General features: G+C 63.2%; 12 protein-coding genes. 11 read left to right on the top strand and 1 reads right to left on the bottom strand.

The features are described from left to right. The first annotated feature begins 4 nt into the window (after positions 1-4). Positions 5-2,755, top strand: a complete 2,751-nt coding sequence (locus G8E03_RS00880) for a [protein-PII] uridylyltransferase (protein WP_166187563.1) — start codon at positions 5-7, stop codon at positions 2,753-2,755. Between the two features lie 63 nt (positions 2,756-2,818). On the opposite strand, the gene G8E03_RS00875 is transcribed toward G8E03_RS00880, so the two are convergent. Beyond that, positions 2,819-3,235 carry a MerR family transcriptional regulator gene (locus G8E03_RS00875; protein WP_166187561.1) on the bottom strand — a complete coding sequence of 139 codons (417 nt, stop codon included), beginning with the start codon at positions 3,233-3,235 and terminating at the stop codon, positions 2,819-2,821. 69 nt (positions 3,236-3,304) lie between these two features. On the opposite strand from G8E03_RS00875, the gene G8E03_RS00870 reads away from it, so the two are divergent. The 10 genes from G8E03_RS00870 (at position 3,305) to G8E03_RS00825 (ending at position 14,875) form a co-directional block, all read left to right on the top strand. Continuing rightward, the gene (locus tag G8E03_RS00870; protein WP_166187559.1) at positions 3,305-3,922 is read left to right on the top strand and encodes a cation efflux transmembrane domain-containing protein; all 618 of its coding nucleotides are present in this window, start codon (positions 3,305-3,307) and stop codon (positions 3,920-3,922) included. A 59-nt stretch (positions 3,923-3,981) separates the two neighbouring features. Next, complete coding sequence (gene murJ, locus G8E03_RS00865) at positions 3,982-5,520, top strand: murein biosynthesis integral membrane protein MurJ (RefSeq protein ID WP_166187557.1); 1,539 nt, start codon at positions 3,982-3,984, stop codon at positions 5,518-5,520. Then, positions 5,517-6,518, top strand: a complete 1,002-nt coding sequence (locus G8E03_RS00860; RefSeq protein WP_166187554.1) for a glycosyltransferase family 2 protein — start codon at positions 5,517-5,519, stop codon at positions 6,516-6,518. Before murJ ends, G8E03_RS00860 begins: the two co-directional genes overlap by 4 nt. Before the next feature lie 212 nt (positions 6,519-6,730). Next, entirely contained in the window at positions 6,731-7,909 is a 1,179-nt protein-coding gene (locus G8E03_RS00855; RefSeq protein ID WP_166187551.1) for an aspartate aminotransferase family protein, read from the top strand. Continuing rightward, complete coding sequence (locus tag G8E03_RS00850; RefSeq protein WP_166187549.1) at positions 7,899-8,429, top strand: GNAT family N-acetyltransferase; 531 nt, start codon at positions 7,899-7,901, stop codon at positions 8,427-8,429. Before G8E03_RS00855 ends, G8E03_RS00850 begins: the two co-directional genes overlap by 11 nt. After that, positions 8,426-9,358, top strand: a complete 933-nt coding sequence (gene argF, locus G8E03_RS00845; RefSeq protein ID WP_166187547.1) for an ornithine carbamoyltransferase — start codon at positions 8,426-8,428, stop codon at positions 9,356-9,358. The genes G8E03_RS00850 and argF overlap by 4 nt, the downstream gene beginning before the upstream one ends. 191 nt (positions 9,359-9,549) lie before the next feature. Further along, positions 9,550-11,139, top strand: coding sequence for a peptide ABC transporter substrate-binding protein (locus G8E03_RS00840; protein WP_166187545.1), 1,590 nt, complete (start codon positions 9,550-9,552; stop codon positions 11,137-11,139). 62 nt (positions 11,140-11,201) lie between these two features. Continuing rightward, positions 11,202-12,119 carry an oligopeptide ABC transporter permease OppB gene (gene oppB / locus G8E03_RS00835; protein WP_166187543.1) on the top strand — a complete coding sequence of 306 codons (918 nt, stop codon included), beginning with the start codon at positions 11,202-11,204 and terminating at the stop codon, positions 12,117-12,119. Next, a complete protein-coding gene (locus G8E03_RS00830; RefSeq protein ID WP_166187541.1) occupies positions 12,112-13,245 on the top strand; it encodes an ABC transporter permease in 1,134 nt (377 codons plus the stop codon). The genes oppB and G8E03_RS00830 overlap by 8 nt, the downstream gene beginning before the upstream one ends. Before the next feature lie 13 nt (positions 13,246-13,258). Next, the gene (locus tag G8E03_RS00825) at positions 13,259-14,875 is read left to right on the top strand and encodes an ABC transporter ATP-binding protein (RefSeq protein ID WP_240910380.1); all 1,617 of its coding nucleotides are present in this window, start codon (positions 13,259-13,261) and stop codon (positions 14,873-14,875) included. Positions 14,876-14,894: the final 19 nt, after the last annotated feature.

Genomic DNA, 14,894 nt, shown 5'->3' with positions numbered 1-14,894 from the left:
TGCGATGACAGATCCGTCCGCCAGCTCGTTCGAGTTGGCGGACTATATCGTCGACCCAAAGGCCCTCCTGTCACGGATGGAGGCTGCCGATCCCGAAAATCGGCGTGAGGCAATCATCGACGTTCTGTGCGCTGCACGCGATCAGGGCCGTGCCAAGATCGCAGCCGCATTGGCCGACGCGCCGCTTTGCGGTACGGAGGCCGCCCGTGCATATTCCCGCCTGACTGACAGTCTGGTGCGTGTGGCGATGGACGCCGCCGCGCGGTGGCTGCATCCCAATCCGACCCCCACACAGGGCGAGCGGGTCGCCGTTCTGGCCGTGGGCGGTTTCGGTCGAGCGGAGATGGCGCCGTTTTCCGATGTCGATCTGCTGTTTCTGGTGCCGCACAAACAGACCGCCTGGGGTGAGAGCCTGATCGAAGCGGTGCTCTATGTTCTGTGGGATCTGAAGATGAAGGTCGGGCAATCGGTCCGCACCGTTGATCAGTGCCTTCGACTGGCGCGTGACGACATGACGATCCGAACCTCGCTGCTGGAACGCCGCCTGATCTGGGGCGACGAAAGCCTGTCGATGGAGCTGGACACCCGAATCTGGCCGGAGCTGTTTCGCGACACCGGCCCGGAATTTGTCGAGGCAAAGCTGGCCGAGCGTGAGGCCCGGCATGAACGCAATGGCGGCTCACGCTATCTGGTCGAACCGAACGTGAAGGAGAGCAAGGGCGGATTGCGCGATTTGCAGGCGCTCTACTGGATCGAGAAATACCTCTACGATGTGGAGGATACGCAATCGCTGATCGCGAAGGGCGTCTTTACCGAGGATGAATATGCGATCTTCACCGCCGCGGACGGATTCCTGTGGTCGGTTCGCTGCCACCTGCATCTGGTCTCCGGTCGGGCGAACGAGCATCTGAGCTTTGACAATCAGGTCGAGGTCGCCGCCGCGATGGGGTTCGAGGATGTCGAGGGGCAACGCGCCGTCGAGCGCTTCATGCAGGTCTATTTCCTGCACGCCAGATCGGTCGGGGAGTTGAGCCGGATCTTCCTCGTCGCGCTGGAGGCCAAGCACATCAAGGCCAAGCCGTCGCTGGGGCGCAAGCTGCGCGGCATTTTCGGGCGCGACGACGACACGACACCCGAAGGGTTCACTCTGGTGGATGGACGGTTGACCGCCACCGACCCTGAGACGTTCCTGAGCGATCCGGTCAACATGTTGCTGCTTTTCAAGATCGGTCTGGAGGTGGATGCGCTGATCCACCCCGATGCGCTGCGTCTGGCGACGGCGAATCTGGATCGGTTGGAGGAAATCCGCAACGATTCGCGCGCGAATGCGATCTTCATGGACATCCTGCTTGGTCGCTCCAACCCCGAACGCGGATTGCGGCGCATGAACGAGACGGGCGTGCTGGGCGCGTTCATGCCGGAATTCGGCCGGATCGTCGCGATGATGCAGTTCAACATGTATCACCACTACACGGTGGACGAGCATACCATCACCTGCCTGTCGGTCCTGTCGCGGATCGAGAGGGGCGTGCTGAAGGACGAACTGCCTTACGCCACGTCGATCATGGGCGGCGTCGTCAATCGCCGCGCCCTGTATGTGGCGGTGTTGCTGCACGATATCGGCAAGGGCCTGCCACAGGACCATTCCATTGTGGGCGCGGAGATAGCAGCCGAGATCTGCCCGCGTCTGGGGCTGAACGAGGCGGACACGCAGACGGTCGTCTGGCTGGTCCGCAATCACTTGCTGATGAGCGATACCGCCCAGAAACGCGATATATCCGATGCCCGCACGGTCAGTGGATTCGCAAGCACCGTGGCCAGTCAGGAACGGCTGAAGCTGTTGCTGGTCCTGACCGTCTGCGACATTCGCGGCGTCGGTCCGAACACCTGGAATAACTGGAAGGCGACTCTTCTGCGCCAGCTTTATTCCGCCACGCGCGACTATCTGACGGACGGGATCAACAGCCCCAGCCGTCATCAGCGTGAAGAGGAAGCAAAGGCTGCGCTGGTCGCGGCTATCTCTGACCTGCCGCAGGCACAGATCCAGCGGGAGCTGGACCGGCACTACACGCCCTACTGGCTGGGCCTGCCCACGGCGACGCATATCACTGTCGCACGCATTATCGGAACGGTGGGCGACAATTCCATCGGCAGCGATTTTACCGAGGACCCGGACCGGGACGCGACCCGCGCCACCTTCGTGAACTCCGACCATCCGGGTGCCTTCGCGCGCATGGCCGGGGCGCTGGCGATGGTGGGGGCGAACGTTCTGGACGCACGCAGCTATACCACCTCGGACGGCTATGCGATTTCGGTGTTCTGGATACAGGACGGTGAGGAAAACCCCTATGAGGCGCGGCGGCTGGACCGGTTGGCAAAAACGGTTCGCAGCACATTGATGGGCGAGGTTCTGGCCCGAAAGGAGCTGGAGACACGCGACAAGATCAAACGGCGTGAGCGCGATTTCGTGGTGCCGACGAATATCACCTTCGACAATTCAGGATCCGATCTGTTCACCATCATCGAGGTGGACACCCGCGACCGCCCCGGTTTGCTGCACGACCTGACGCGAGAGCTGGCGGCGGCAAACATCAACATATTCTCGGCCATCATCGCGACCTATGGTGAACAGGCGGTGGACACGTTCTATGTCAAGGATCTGTTCGGGATGAAGCTTGCCTCTGACTCCAAGCGGCGGCAGGTGGAAAATGCCCTGCGTACCGCGGTCATGCGCAGGCCCGAGGGAACGCGCTGACCGGGGGGGACTGCTGAACGGGAGCGCTGCGGTCCGCCGCGCCGAAACGGGTGGATATCGGGCCTAATGCTCCGTCAGGCAATGATCGTGATCGGCCAGTGCCGCCATGACGTGGCACTGGTCCAGCGTTCCATCGCCCGAGCATCCTGCGACGATCCGGGTCAGTTCGACCTCCAGCCGTTGCAGGCGCGCCAGACGCGCGCGCACGTCCGCCAACTGGTCGTGCGCAATGCGTGAGGCCCCCGCGCAGGGCTGATCGGGGTGTTCGCCCAGCGCGATCAGTTCCGAAATCGCCTCGATCGAAAAGCCCAGATCGCGGGCGTGCCGGATGAATGTCAGACGATCGAGCGCGGCCTGGTCGTAGCGGCGCTGGTTGCCTGCGGTGCGTTCGGCCGGGGCGAGCAGACCCATATCCTCGTAATAGCGGATCGTCGGAACTTTGACCCCGGTGCGGTCGGACATCGTGCCGATGGAAAACATGAATTACCCCTTGAACCTCTAGCAGCTAGAGACATTAGGTTGCTCGCTGACGCAAGTACAGGAGTTCCCATGTCGGCAGGATGCTGCAATCAAGAGGCCACGTTTGAGGGCCTTTCGCCAGATTACAAGCGCAGGTTGTGGATGGTGATCGCGATCAACGCCGTAATGTTCGTGGTGGAAATGGCGGCGGGGCAGGCGGCCCGTTCACAGGCATTGCAGGCCGACGCGCTGGACTTTCTGGGCGATGCGGCGACCTACGGTCTGTCGCTGGCGGTCATCGGTGCCTCGATTCGGGTGCGCAGTACGGCGGCGATCATCAAGGGGTTCAGCCTGCTGGCCATGGGGGCGTGGGTCTTCGGCTCGACAATCCACAAGGTGTTCGTTCAAGGCGTCCCGCAGGCCGAGGTCATGGGTGTGATCGGGTTCCTGGCCCTGTTGGCCAATCTGATCAGCGTCGCATTGCTGCTGCGGTACAAGGATGGCGATGCCAATGTGCGCTCGGTCTGGCTGTGTTCACGCAACGACGCCATCGGCAACGTGGCGGTGATGATCGCGGCGTTGGGCGTCTGGGGCACGGCGACCGGCTGGCCCGACCTGATCGTCGCGGGCATCATGGCGGGGCTGTTCACGACATCGGCGGTACAGATCCTGCGGCAGGCAAATGTGGAACGGCGCGCCATCGTGTGACCCCTTACGATTGCCGGGAAACATCTGTATCGGTGGGGGGCACGTCGCGGAGAGCCCCCATGAAACCGATCCGACTTCTGTCCGCATTCCTGACCGTCGGGGGATGGACACTGGCCAGCCGGGTGTTCGGCTTCGGGCGTGATATCCTGATCGCGGCTTTTCTTGGTGCCGGTCCGGTGGCGGAGGCGTTTCTGGTTGCCTTCGCTCTGCCCAACATGTTCCGCCGCTTTTTTGCCGAGGGGGCGTTCAACACGGCCTTCGTGCCGATGTTTTCCAAGAAGCTGGAGAAGGACCGCGACCCGCTGACTTTCGCCCGCGATGCGTTCGCGGGATTGGGGGGCATTCTGATCGTCTTTACCCTGATCGCGCAGCTGGCGATGCCAGGGCTGGTTCTGTTGATGGCGTCGGGCTTCGCTGACGATGCCCGGTTCGACATGGCGGTGCAGATGGGGCGGATCACGTTCCCTTACATCCTGTTCATCTCTCTCGCGGCGCTGCTGTCGGGAGTGTTGAACGCGCTGGGCCGGTTCACGGCGGCGGCAGCGGCGCCGGTGGTGCTCAACATCATATTGGTGATTGCCATGCTGACGGGTGCCGCATTGGGTGCGGATATCGGCATGGCGCTGGCCTGGGGCGTGCCGCTGGCAGGCGTGGCGCAGCTGGTGCTGGTCTGGATCGCGGCGTCCCGTGCCGGGTTCCGCATCGTGCCGCACCGCCCGCGTCTAACGCCGGAACTGAAGCGGCTGGCAATTATCGCCTTTCCCGCCGCGATGGCCGGGGGCGTCATGCAGATCAACCTGCTGGTCGGGCGGCAAGTGGCCAGCTTCTTCGACGGGGCGGTGGCCTATCTGAACTACGCTGACCGATTGTACCAACTGCCATTGGGCGTGGTGGGAATTGCCATCGGCGTGGTGCTGCTGCCCGATCTGTCGCGCCGTTTGGGCGCGGGCGATGCGGCGGGCGGGCGCGATGCGGTGAACCGCGCGGCGGAGTTTTCGCTGGCCTTGGCGGTGCCTGCGGCGGTGGCCTTGATAATGGTGCCTCTGCCGCTGGTTGCGGTGCTGTTCCAGCGTGGCGCGTTCGAGTTTCGCGATGCCGCGCTGACGGCGCAGGCGGTTGCGGCCTATGGGTGGGGCTTGCCGGCCTTCGTGCTGATCAAGGTGATCTCTCCGGTTTTCTTCGCTCGGGAGGATACCAAGACGCCGTTCCGGTTCGCCGCGATCTCGATGGTGGTGAACGTGGTGGTGGCTGTCGGGGCCGCGCCGTGGCTGGGCTTTCTGGCGGCGGCATGGGGGACGACCCTGGCGGCCTGGGTGAACTTCGCGCTGCTGTGGCGCGCCTCGCGCCGGTTCGGTGACGCGGCGAAGATGGACCCGAGGCTGGTGCATGCCGCGCCGCGCATTCTGCTGTCGGCGGCGCTGATGGGGCTGCTGTTGGCGCTGCTGGTGCGGTTCTTCGGTGAAGTGATCGACTTGCCCGGCTGGCGCTATCCCGCGCTGTTCGCGCTGGTGGTGATGGGCGCCGTGACCTATGGCGCACTCGCGCTTGTAACCAAGGCCGTGACATTGGCAGGCCTGCGCAAGGTCGTGCGACGGTGAGGGTTCTGGCGATCCTCTGCGTCAAGGACGAGGCCGCGGTGCTGACCGAGTGGCTGGCGCATCACCGCAAGATCGGCGTGACGGATGTGCTGGCCTTCTCGAACGACTGCACGGACGGCACGGATGCGATGCTGGACCGGTTCGAGGCGATGGGCCTGCTGACGCACATGCGCGGCCGCTCAGGCCAGCGGGGGCCGCAATGGCGCGCCCTGCGTGAGGCGGCGGAGCATCCCTTGATGCGCGTCGCGGACTGGGTGATTTGCCTGGACGTAGATGAGTTCATCAACGTGCGTGCAGGTGGGTTGCCCGATCTGGTGGCGCAGGTGCCGCAGGCCGATTGCATCGCGCTGACATGGCGGATGTTCGGCTCGTCCGGCTTGACCCGGTATGAGGATGCGCCCGTCACGCAGCGCTTCACCCGCTGTGCGCCGGACCCATTGAACTGGCCGTGGCGCTGCGCGATGATCAAGACCCTATGGCGGCGGGGCAGTCATGCCCGCCCCGGTGTGCACCGCCCGCTGGACCCGGTAGGAACGCCGGTCTGGGTGGACAGCAACGGCACGCGCCTGCCCGAACGGTTTGCGCAGCGGGGGGTGTTCACCAACTATCTGGCGCCATCCTACGATCTGGTACAACTCAACCACTACGCCCTTGGCGATGCGGAGAGTTTCGTGGTCAAGTCCGCGCGGGGGCGCGCCAATCGCGAAGGCTCCCCCGTCGATGCCGGATACTGGGTGGAGCGGAACTTCAATCAGGTCACGGACACTTCATTGCAGGTGGAGTGCGCAGACCTGATGACGGATGCACAGATCGCCCGCCTGCACGACGCTGGCGTCGCGTGGCGCCACAGCCGCTTTGCCGAACTGATGCGCGAGGATGCATGGCGCGACCTGTACACCCGTGTGGTAATGGCAGGGGAAAGCCGCGCCTGGTCCGCTGAGGACGCGCACCGGATCATCGCGCTGGCACGGGGAAATACTTCGGGCGAAGGCCTCTGAAGCAAACGCGTTCCGCTTTCACTTTCCCTAAATATCCCCGCCGGAGGCGCAGGTTTCCTCCGAATATCCGGCTTATTGTACCCCAAACAGCCTCAAAACGCGCGTTTGCGTTGACTTGGGCGCATACGCTTCGGATAACCGCATCTTCCGCACAGGTTTGGCTGGGACCTGGGCGGCGATCCTTCCAGCCGGTGATCTAGAGGAGTAACGATGTGATCACGCCCGTATTGCCGACCTATGCGCGGGCTCCGCTTTCCTTTGTGGAAGGCGAAGGCCCCTGGCTGATGACCGAAGACGCGACGCGCTATCTGGACATGGGGGCCGGCATTGCCGTGGCCGCCCTGGGCCATTCGCATCCCCGTCTGATCGAGGCATTGGAAACGCAGGGTCGACGTTTGTGGCACACGTCCAACCTCTATGAAATCCCCAACCAGACGAAACTGGCGGAAATGCTGGTGGAGCGGACCTTCGCGGACACCGTGTTCTTTACCAATTCGGGCACCGAGGCGACGGAGGCCGCAGTGAAGATGGCGCGCAAGTACCATCATGCGAAGGAAACCGGACGTGATGAAATCATCACCTTCAACGGCTCGTTCCACGGCCGGACGCTGGGCATGATTTCGGCCGCGGGGGCGGAGAAGCTGACCAAGGGTTTCGGCCCGTTGCTGCCCGGTTTCGTGCATGTGCCGTTCGGCGATCACGATGCGTTGCACGCCGCCATCAACGACAGGACCGCTGCGATCATGATCGAGCCGGTACAGGGCGAGGGCGGCATCCTGCCGGTTCCCGACCAGTGTCTGCAAGGGTTGCGAAAGCTGTGTGACGAACAGGGCATTCTGCTGATCTATGATGAGATTCAGTGCGGCATGGGTCGGACCGGTAAGTTGTTCGCCCACGAATGGTCCGGTGCGACGCCCGATATCATGGCCGTGGCCAAGGGGATCGGCGGTGGCTTCCCGCTGGGCGCTTGTCTGGCGACGGAGGAGGCGGCGATCGGCATGACCGCTGGCACCCATGGCACGACCTATGGCGGCAACCCTCTGGCCTGTGCGGTAGGTTGCGCGGTGATGGAAGTGATGGCCGAGGACGGCTTCATGGAACATGTCAGCCGTGTCTCCGGCCACTTGCGTCAGGGGCTGGACAGCTTGGTCGCCCGCTTTCCGGATGTGTTCGAACTGGTTCGCGGCTCCGGCCTGATGATCGGGGTCAAATGCGTCGTGCCCAATGGCGAAGTTGTGGCGGCGGGATACGATCACAAGCTGCTGACCGTGCCGGGCGGTGACAACGTGATCCGCATTCTGCCACCTCTGATCGTCACGACGCAGGACGTGGACGAAGCCTTGCGCCGGTTGGAAGCTGCTGCCACGGACCTCTCCGGCCGTGCTGCGTGACTATCGGTTCGTTCCGGTGACACGTGCGGATTTCCCGCTGATCGCCACATGGTTGTCCCACCCGCATATCGGCGGGTGGTGGGGTCCGGCGGACAGGGAGCTGGCCCTGATCGACAACGATCTGAAACTGGATCTGGATCAGGGCCGGACCGATATGCGAATGGTCTGGCTGGACAGCGCACCCTTCGCCTATGTTCAGGATCGGAATGTGCATCACGAGGGCATTCCACAATATGCTCACCTGCCTGCGGGCAGTCGGGCGATGGACACCTTTCTGGGCGATCCCGCCTATCTGGGGCAGGGGCACGCGCCGGGCTATCTGCGGGCCAGGGCCGGGGAGCTGATCGCGGCGGGCGCGCCGTGCGTCGCGGTCGATCCCGATCCCGCCAACTTGAAGGCGGTATCGGCATATGAGAAAGCCGGATTCGCTGGCGAAACGATCACGCAGGGCGAGCAGGCAACCCCGGTGCGGGTAATGACATTCCATGGGGGACAGGCCCCCGGAAGGACGACGACATGAGACATTTCCTCGATCTGCACATGACCGATGCGAACGCGTTGCGCGACATGATCGACGACGCCCGCGCTGTGAAGGACGCGCGCGCCGGTCAGCCCAAGGGCGCCCCCGACGCGGATCAACCGCTCAAGAACCGTATGGTCGCGTTGATCTTCGAGAAGCCGTCCACCCGCACCCGCACCTCGTTCGATCTGGGCGTGCGCCAGATGGGCGGGCAGACCATGGTGCTGAGCGGTGCCGAAATGCAGCTGGGCCATGGGGAGAGCATCGCGGACACCGCGCGGGTGTTGAGCCGCTACGTCGATCTGATCATGATCCGCACCTTTGCCGAGCAGACTTTGCTGGAGATGGCAGAGGCCGCCAGCGTGCCCGTCATCAACGGCCTGACCGACAGGACGCATCCCTGCCAGATCATGGCCGACATTCTGACCTTCGAGGAGCATCGCGGCCCGATTCGCGGAAAGCGTGTGGTCTGGACCGGCGATGGCAACAATGTCTGCGCCTCTTTCCTGCATGCCGCGGGCCAGTTCGGGTTCGACTTCACCTTCGCAGGGCCCGACGCCCTGGACCCCGACGAGGAGGCCATCGCCTTCGCCCGATCCAAGGGGGTCGATGTACGGATCGAGCGCGACGCGGCCAGCGCTGTGGCCGGGGCCGATCTGGTGGTCGCGGACACATGGGTTTCGATGCATGACGCGGACGAGGCGCGCGAGCGGCGTCACAACCTGTTGCAGCCCTATCAGGTGAACGAACGGCTGATGGCCGCGGCCGGTCCGCAGGCGCTGTTCATGCATTGTCTGCCGGCCCACCGGGGTGAGGAAGTCACCGATGCCGTGATGGACGGCCCGCAATCCGTTGTGTTCGACGAGGCTGAGAACCGGGTCCATGCGCAAAAGGCGGTCCTGAAATGGTGCCTCGCGCCGCAAGGCTGAAGCAGGCGATCACCGTCGCGTCCGCGCGGGCGCCGGGGCATTTATGCGGGCGATTCCCGAACGCGGAGCGCAGTGAAATTCTGCTTTTTCGTTCGGGGATGACTCGACGTCGCGTGATGACGCCATCTTGCAACCTCCCTGTGATTGGGTCAGCATTTCAGACAGACCATTCAACCACAGGGAGATTACTGATGCCTCGCTCTATCCTGAATACAGCGGTGCTTACGTCCGTTCTGGCGTTGACCATCGGATCGCAGGCCATTGCACAGACCTATTTTCGCGGTTCGGACGGCGACCCTGAAACGCTCGACCAGCATAAGACTTCGACCGTGGTCGAGGCGAATCTGCTGCGTGACATGTTCGAAGGTCTGGTGGTCTACGACGCTTCGGCCAATGTCGTGCCCGGCGTGGCGGCGGATTGGGAGGTCTCTCTCGACGGTCTGTCCTATACGTTCAACCTGCGCGACGATGCGAAATGGTCGAATGGCGATCCCGTCGTCGCGGGCGATTTCGTGTATTCCCTACAGCGGATCATGAATCCTGAGACTGGCGCGAAATACGCCAACATCCTGTATCCGATCAAGAATGCCCTCGCGATCAACTCGGGTGAGGCTGAGCCCGAGACGCTGGGTGTCGTGGCGCTGGACGATCATACGCTTCAGATCAACCTGGAGCAGCCGACGCCGTTCTTCCTGGAATTGCTGACCCACCAGACCGGCCTGCCTGTACATCCCGGCACGGTTGAGGAATTCGGCGCGGATTTCGTGCAGCCGCAGAACCACGTCTCGAACGGGGCCTATACGCTCGAAGAATTCTCGCTCGGCGACAAGATCGTGCTGAACAAGAACCCCGAGTTCCATAGCGCCGACAGTGTCAGCATCGAAACAGTGGAGTTCCTGCCCTTCGAGGATCGCGCAACCTGCGTGCGCCGTTGGGAGGCGGGCGAGGTGCATTCATGCTCCGACCTGCCGGCGGAGGACATCAACCGGCTGAAGGAAGATTACGGCGACAACGTGCGCATCGCGCCGTATCTGGGCACCTATTATTATTCCGTGAACACCACGCGTGAGCCATTCGACGACCCGCGCGTGCGTCAGGCGATGTCGATGGTCATCGATCGGGAATTCCTGGCCGAAGAAATCTTCACCGGCACCATGGTTCCGGCCGAAAGCTTCGTGCCGCCGGGCATCGGCAACTATGTCGAGGACTCGCCCCGCTTCGACTGGGCGGACATGTCCATGCTGGACCGTGAGGATGCGGCGATCGCGCTGATGGAGGAAGCCGGCTACGGCCCTGACACGCCGCTACCCGTCGAAATTTCCTACAACACGTCGGAAAATCACCGCAACGCCGCCACCGCCATCGCGGATATGTGGTCCATTCTGGGGATCGAGACGGCATATAACGTGCGCGACGCCTCCGCCCACTACGCCATGCTGCGCGACGAGAAGGATTTCGACGTCGCACGGGCGGGCTGGATCGGGGATTATTCGGATCCGCAGAACTTCCTGTTCCTGGTCGAATCCGACAATGACGGCTTCAACTACCCGGCCTATCAGAATCCCGAGTACGACGCCCTGATGGACAAGGCCGCGGCAGAGACCGATCTGGACACCCGGGCCGAGATTCTGGCGGAGGCCGAGCGCATGTTCCTGGCCGATACACCGCAGATCGCGCTGCTGTATTACTCGTCCCGTTCGATGGTGTCCGACGACCTGCACGGGTGGGAAGACAACATCCAGAACGTGCACGCGACACGGTTCCTGAGCATCGCCGAGTAAGGCTGTGACAACCGCGCCGTCCCCATGGCGGGGGCGGCGCATCACCTATCGGGCGTAATGACATGCTTTCATATGCGATCCGGCGTCTACTGGGCGCCATTCCAACCCTATTCTTCATCATCACGGCGGCGTTCTTCATGATGCGTCTGGCACCCGGCGGCCCCTTCGATCAGGAGCGCGCGCTGGAGGCGACGGTGATGGCCAACCTCAACGCGACCTTCGGTCTGGATGAGCCGTTGTGGAAGCAATACGTGATCTATCTGGGCAATCTGGTGCAAGGCGATATGGGGCCCAGCTTTGTGTACCGCGATCTAAAGGTACATCAGATTTTGGCCATCGGATTGCCGGTCTCGATCAAGCTGGGGGGCATGGCGCTGGCCCTGGCGATGCTGGTCGGCTCCGCGCTCGGCTCCATCGCGGCGCTGCGGCAGAACTCGGCGGTGGATTACGGGGTTATCGCGGTGGCGACCTTCGGCATCACCATCCCGAATTTCGTGGTCGCGCCGGTATTGCTGCTGGTTTTTGCGCTGTATTTCGACATTTTTCCCGCAGGCGGGCTGAACGGCTGGCAAAGCTACGTCTTGCCGGTGATCGCGCTGTCCCTGCCGCAGATCGCGGTCGTGGCGCGTCTGATCCGTGGCGCGATGATCGAGGCGCTGCGCTCGGACCATGTGCGCACGGCGCGGGCCTATGGCCTGCCCACGCGGATGATCGTCATCAAGCACGCGCTGCGCGCCGCTTGCCTACCCGCCATCAGCTATATGGGACCGGCAGCGGCGGCCTTGCTGACGGGGTCCATCGTTGTCGAGCAGATCTTCGGCATTCCGGGCATCGGACGCTACTTCGTGCAGGGCGCGCTGAACCGCGATTATACGCTGGTAATGGGCACGGTGATCGTGGTCGCGCTGTTCGTCGTGATCTTCAACCTGATCGTGGATTTGCTCTACGCCGTACTCGACCCGAGGGTTCGCTATGACTGATATGACGGAAGTGTCCGCCGGCATGGTGCCGGAGGTGAAGAGCCGCTCGCTGTGGCAGACAGCCTTGATTCGCCTGCGCAAGAACGTGGCGGCGATGCTGTCGATCTTCGTGCTGGGCTTTCTGGGGCTGTGCGGGATATTCGGCCCGATGATTGCGCCGCATGATTATGCCGAGGTTTATCCCGCCTACGTCAAGGTTCCCGCCTCGATCAGCGCCTATCCGCGCGCGGATGACGTGATCCCCGAGGCGCAGAGCGCCCTGCGCCGGGCGCGGCTGGATCTGGAACTGGTTGAGATGAACGGCGAGGTCCTGACCGTGATCGGCACGTCCGAGCGCGGGGTGGATGAGCGTGTGACGCGCTATCTGGACCGCTCCGACCTGTTCACCAACGCCCGCGTGGTGGAGGTTTCCGACGATGGCAACCGGATCGAGATGCAGGCGGATGTGGACCGGCTTTATTTCCTGTTCGGCACCGATGCCAACGGGCGCGATCTGTTCAGCCGTGTCCTGATCTCTCTGCGCGTGTCACTGGGGATCGGCCTGCTGGCGGCGGGGGTCGCGCTGGTGATCGGTGTGCTCTATGGTGCTACGGCGGGCTTTCTGGGCGGGCGGACCGACAACATGATGATGCGCGTGGTGGACGTGCTGTATTCGCTGCCCTTCATCTTCTTCGTGATCCTGCTGGTGGTGTTCTTCGGGCGGAACGTGGTGCTGATGTTCATCGCGGTGGGCTGTGTCGAATGGCTGGACATGGCGCGGATCGTGCGCGGGCAGACGCTGTCCCTGCGCCGTCGGGAATTCGTGCAAGCGGCGGAGGCGCTGGGCGTCGGATCAGGCGCGATCCTGAAACGGCACATCATCCCCAACACGCTGGGCACCGTCATCATCTACATGACGTTGCTGATCCCCAAGGTGATCCTGCTGGAAAGCTTCCTGTCCTTCCTGGGGTTGGGCGTGCAGGAGCCGCTGACCTCGCTGGGGGTGCTGATCTCGGAAGGGGCGAAGAACATGCAGAACGCGCCCGACATGCTGATCTTCCCGGCGCTGACGCTGACGATCCTGTTGTTCGCGCTGAATTTCCTGGGCGATGGCCTGCGCGACGCGCTCGATCCGAAGGATCGGTGATATGGAGAGCAAAGTGACCCAACCTGTTTTGGAAATCGATGACATCCGCGTGACCTTCGACACGGCGGACGGGCCGGTGAACGCGGTGCGGGGCGTGTCCATGCATGTCATGCCGGGGGAAACCGTTGCCGTGGTGGGGGAGTCCGGTTCGGGCAAGTCGCAGATCATGATGGCGGCCATGGGGTTGCTGGCAGGCAATGGCCGGGCCGAAGGGGCCGTGCGCTATCGCGGGACCGACCTGCTGACGCTGGCGCCGCGCGCGCTCAACGATCTGCGCGGCGCCAAGATCACGATGATCTTTCAGGAGCCGATGACCTCGCTCGATCCGCTGTACCGGATTGGTGATCAGTTGATCGAACCGTTGCGCGTGCACGGGGGGCTCAGCGTGAAGGCCGCGATGGCCCGGGCGCTGGAGCTGCTGAAACTGGTCCAGATCCCCAACCCCGAGGCGAAGCTGCGCGCCTATCCGCATGAGATGTCGGGCGGTCAGCGCCAGCGGGTGATGATCGCGATGGCTCTGGCCAACGACCCCGACCTGCTGATCGCGGATGAGCCGACAACGGCGCTGGACGTGACCATTCAGGCGGAGATTCTGGAACTACTCGCGGAATTGCAGGCGCGACTGGGCATGTCGATCTTGTTCATCACACACGATCTGACCATCGTCGAGGCCTTCGCCGACCGGGTCTACGTGATGCGCAAGGGCCTGCTGGAGGAGGAAGGCCCGACCGAGGCGATCTTCGGCAATCCGCAGACGGACTATACTAGGATGCTGCTGGCGGCGGAGCCGGACGGAACCAAGGCGCCGGTGGCCGAGGGCGCCCCGGTGCTGCTGCAAGGCGACGACGTCCGCGTCACTTTCGGCACGCCTGCGGGCCTGTTCTCGAAGGATACGACCCTGACAGCCGTCGATGGTATCTCGCTGGCGCTACACAAGGGGCAGACGATTGGCGTGGTGGGCGAATCCGGGTCCGGCAAGTCCACGCTGGGCCGCGCCCTGCTGCAATTGCTGCCATCCGAGGGGCGGATCGTCTATCAGGGCGACCGCATTGACGGGTTGGACCGCGCCGGGATGCGCAAGTACCGCGACGAGCTGCAAATGGTGTTTCAGGACCCCTACGGCTCCCTCTCACCCCGCATGACCGTGGGAGAGATTGTTGCCGAGGGGTTGAGCGTGCATGAGCCAAACCTGACGCGGGAACAGCGCAACGCGAAGGTCTCGCAGGCGCTGAAGGATGTGGGGCTGGAAGAATCGTTCCGAAACCGCTTCCCACATGAATTTTCAGGCGGTCAGCGCCAGCGGATCGCCATCGCCCGCGCGGTGATCTTGCGCCCCGATGTGATCGTGCTGGACGAGCCGACATCCGCGCTGGATCGGTCCGTGCAAAAGCAGGTGATCGAACTGCTGCGGCGGATACAGTTGGAATACGGGTTGAGCTACATCTTCATCAGTCACGATCTGGCGGTGGTGCGCGCGCTTAGCGATTATGTGATGGTGATGAAGGAAGGTGTGGTGGTTGAGGAAGGCCCCACGGCGCAGATATTCGACACCCCGGCGACCGCCTATACACGCGACCTGATGCGTGCGGCCTTCGACCTGAAATCACTGTTGTTGGAGAAGGCGGGCTGAGGCTGAACAATCGGTGGAG

It is taken from the genome of Pontivivens nitratireducens (assembly GCF_011290545.1).
Lineage (GTDB): Bacteria > Pseudomonadota > Alphaproteobacteria > Rhodobacterales > Rhodobacteraceae > Pontivivens > Pontivivens nitratireducens.
The sequence above is the reverse complement of the archived record's forward strand: the minus strand, read 5'-3'. Positions and strand labels throughout refer to the sequence as shown.